This window comes from Acetatifactor sp. (assembly GCF_982438285.1).
Genome location: NZ_CEWDFQ010000288.1, coordinates 1 through 4013, shown reverse-complemented (window position 1 = coordinate 4013; position 4013 = coordinate 1). Strand labels below are relative to the sequence as shown.

Here is a 4013-nt window from a genome sequence, read left to right as displayed (position 1 = left end):
CCGTGATCGTCGTTCCCTTTCCCACCTCGCTTGTAAGCTCCATCTTTGCATTATGCTTGGCAATAATATGTTTTACAATGGCAAGCCCCAGCCCGGTGCCGCCCGTGGACTTAGATCTGCTTTTATCCACTCTGTAGAAGCGCTCAAAAATCCTCTCCTGATGCTCCTTGGGAATGCCGATTCCCGTATCCCTCACTGTCAGCACAGTTTGTCCGTGTTTTGGGTAAACCTCCACCGAAACGCTGCCCCCTTCATTGTTATAGCGGATGGCATTATCGCATAAGTTGTACAAAAGCTCTTCTATCATCTGCTTATTTCCGGTAATATAGCACTCCGTGCCGCTCAGCCGTATGGTCACCCTATGCTTTTCCGCATTCAAGGCAAGCATTTCCACACAGGTGTCCGCAAGCTGATAAAGGTTCAGGCGTTCAAAGGAAACCTCTTCCTCTGTGCCGTCCAGCTCCGACAGCCGGATAATATCATTGATCAGCGTCAGCAGACGGTTTGCACTGCTGTGGATTCCGTGGGCAAAACGCACCATATCCTCCTCCGACGCCATGCCGGTCTCAATCAGCTCCGCATATCCGGAGATGGAGGTCAAAGGGGTTTTCAGCTCATGGGACACATTGGCGGTAAACTCCTGACGCATCCTTGCATTTTTCATGATATCCTCATGCTGCTCCTTGATCATGCTGATAAAGGGCGTCAGCTCCTCATAATCCGTCCCGTCATTGCTTTCATCCAGATTCTCCGCCAGCCGCTCTATGGGAGCAATCAATTTTGATGTAAGATAATGCGCCAAAACCATACACAGGATAATCAGCGCCAGAAGAACCATGAGCAGGCTGGGAAGCGCCCTTCCGAAAATGCTGTATATGCTTCCTGCGTCCTTTGCAATACGAAGCACACTGCCATTCTCCAGACGCACTGCATAATAAAAGGTATTCTCAGACAGAGTTTCAGAATTTCTCACCGCCTGGCCCTCTCCTGTTTCCATGGCCTCCACAATTTCCGGTCTCTCGCCGTGGTTTTCCATGCTTGCACTGTCCGCCTCGCTGTCAAAGAGCACCTGCCCATCCCCTCCCACCAAAGTGACGCGCATTTCATACTCTTCCAGCTTATCGCTTACCTCCCGGATTTGGGACATGTCCTCATACTCCGTCAAAATCATGGTATAAGCTCTCAAATCCTCAAATACCTGACGTCTGAACAAATCATAATAGACTACCGTGATCAGCAGCATGGTAAAAAAAATAGCCAATGTGGCAATCAGCACCAATTTTCTATTGATTTTTTTCTTCATGTCCGCCTTATCCTACACCTTATCCCCATTCATGATATACCCCACATTGCGCACCGTCTTGATAAGACTGCCTTCCTCTTTCAGCTTCTGGCGCAGCGTTTTAATGTGCATATCCAGAGTTCTGGACTCCCCCTCAAAGTCAATGCCCCAAATGCGGTCCAGAATCACCTCTCTGGTAGTAACAATTCCAGCGTTGGTCATTAAAAGCTTCAAAAGCTCGTACTCCTTATAGGTCAGCTCACAGGGAGCGTCATTTACAAAAACCGCATGCTTTTCCCGGTCCAGCACAATGTTTCCAAGACGAAGAATTTTTTCCTTCTCCTCCGGCTTTGCACTCCTTCTGAGCATGGCCTTCACCCGGGAAATCAGCTCCATCACCCCAAAGGGCTTCGTCATATAATCGTCGGCCCCGATGTCAAGTCCCTTTACCTTGTCGATCTCCGTGGTCTTGGCCGTCACCATGATTATGGGAGTTGTCACCGTATCCTTGCGCAGACGCAGCTTCTTTACAATGCTCAGCCCGTCCTCATCGGGGAGCATCACGTCCAGCAAAACCAAGTCCGGCAGTTCCCTGTCAAGAGCCTCATAAAAATCTGCAGCGCACAAAAACCCCTCCACCCGGTACCCTACGTTGGTCAGGGCAAAGGTTTCGATCTCCTGTATGCTTTTGTCATCCTCCACTACATATATCAGTGCCATACCTATATCCTTTCTTATCATTAGGTAATTGCGAAACTCGCTCCCTGGTATCAGAAGCTGGGCGTAATAACCAAAATAAGGGTGACTAGCCACTGCTTCGGAACCCGTTTTTGGTTATTATGACCAGGTTCGTGACTTTGTCAGTGAGTTTCGCAAACGCCTATTGCTTATCATTCTGCTTAGGGGAGCTGATACCGCTCTCTGTACGCCATCACCTTGCCGGCAAAGTCCATGTTATCCTCCTTTTTAAGCTCGTCCAGATAAGCATGAATGTCAAATTCATCCTCATTCACCTGCAAAAGGCAGACGGCGATATTGGAGCAGTGGTCGGACACCCGTTCAAAATTGGTTGTGATGTCTGACAGCACAAAGCCGAGCTCAATGGTGCACTTTCCCTTCCGAAGGCGTTTTACGTGCCTTTGCTTGATCTCAAGATTTAATCCATCGATCACCTCCTCCAAAGGCTCCACCTGTTTTGCCAGGCTCAGATCATCCTCCGTAAAGCTGAGCATGGTAATCTTTAAAATGTCGTGTATTGCCCGCTCAAAGACCTCCAGCTCCTTCTGGGCCTTTTCCGAAAACGCAAGCTTCTTTTGATACATCTCCTGCGCAGCCTCCTTGATGTTGCGGGCATGATCGGAGATTCGTTCAAAATCCCCGATACAATGCAGGATATTGGACAAGGTATGGCTGTCCTTTTCCGACAGATTCCTGGAGCTTAGCTTCACCAGATAGCTTCCAAGCTCATCCTCAAACCGATCCACATCGCTCTCAAGCTTCAGTACCCTGTCCGCCTTCTCTTCATCATAATTCTGTAAAAGGCCCATGGAAAGATTCATAGCTTCCTCTGCCATCTCTCCCATGGTGACCGCCACATTATGGCTTTGCTCCACCGCATAGGAAGGCGTCTCCAAAAAGCGGGCGTCCAAAAGATTCAAAATTCTTTCCTCCGGACTGGTCTCCCGATGCCTGTCCTCGTCCCTTATGGTCAGGCAGGCAAGCTTGACCAGTCCCTTAGAGAAGGGAAGCAGACAGATGGTGGCCGCAATATTAAATAAGCTGTGAACGGCGGCAATGCCAAAGGGCGTGGCTGCATCTGCCAAAAAGGCAAAAGGAGATACAGCATTCACAGAATAAAACAGGATCATAAACACAATCGTGCCGATCACATTAAAATACAAATGCACCAAGGCCGCCCTCTTTGCATTTTTGGCTGCTCCGATGCTTGATATCATGGCTGTCACGCAGGTGCCGATGTTTTGTCCCATGATAATGGGAATTGCCGTGCCATAGCTTACGGCTCCCGTCATGCACAATGCCTGGAGAATCCCTACAGAAGCAGAGGAAGACTGGATCACAGCCGTCAGTACAAGGCCTGCCAGCATTCCCAGAACCGGATTGGAAAATCTGGTAAGAATACTGGTAAATTCCGGTACATCAGCCAAGGGTTCCACAGCCCCGCTCATGGTATCCATTCCAAACATCAGCACGGCAAAGCCCACCAGTATGGTGGCAATATTTTTAGCTTTCTCTTTGTGGGAAAACATCAGGATGGCTACGCCTGCAATCGCCAGAATGGGAGAAAAGGAGGAGGGCTTGAGCATCTGAATCAAAAAGGAAGAGCTGTCAATCCCCGTCAGACCAAGAATCCAGGAGGTGACGGTGGTGCCCACATTGGCTCCCATGATGATGCCTACCGCCTGTTCCAGCTTCATAATGCCGGAATTTACAAAACCCACCACCATAACTGTGGTGGCGGAAGAGGACTGGATCACAGCTGTAACGCCCGCACCTACAAGAACCGCCTTTATAGGATTGCTGGTCAGCTTCTCCAAAATGCGCTCCAGCCTGCCGCCGGACGCCTTTGAAAGTCCCTCGCCCAGCAAATTCATCCCATACAGGAAGAGCGCCAGTCCCCCCACCATCGTAAGAAAATCAAAAAAGCTCATACTTTATCCTCTCTCTTTACATATTTTACATAAAAGCATTATCTTTTACAGAGTAAACGAAC

Annotated in this window: 3 protein-coding genes; all 3 read right to left on the bottom strand. The window is 49.1% G+C overall.

The genetic code is table 11. The features are described 5' to 3' along the window. On the bottom strand, positions 1-1303 hold a 1303-nt coding region (locus tag AC1WIP_RS12555; protein WP_481142149.1), incomplete at its 3' end, for a sensor histidine kinase. A 12-nt stretch (positions 1304-1315) separates the two neighbouring features. Then, positions 1316-2002: a response regulator transcription factor gene (locus AC1WIP_RS12550; RefSeq protein ID WP_481142148.1), complete on the bottom strand. Its 687-nt coding sequence runs from the start codon at positions 2000-2002 to the stop codon at positions 1316-1318. 179 nt (positions 2003-2181) lie between these two features. Beyond that, a complete protein-coding gene (locus AC1WIP_RS12545) occupies positions 2182-3951 on the bottom strand; it encodes a Na/Pi cotransporter family protein (RefSeq protein ID WP_481142147.1) in 1770 nt (589 codons plus the stop codon). Between the last annotated feature and the right edge of the window lie 62 nt (positions 3952-4013).

Excerpts from the sequence above, each read along its gene's own strand:
- AC1WIP_RS12545 (WP_481142147.1), bottom strand. The coding sequence starts at position 3,951 with ATGAGCTTTTTTGATTTTCTTACGATGGTGGGGGGACTGGCGCTCTTC.
- AC1WIP_RS12550 (WP_481142148.1), bottom strand. The coding sequence starts at position 2,002 with ATGGCACTGATATATGTAGTGGAGGATGACAAAAGCATACAGGAGATC.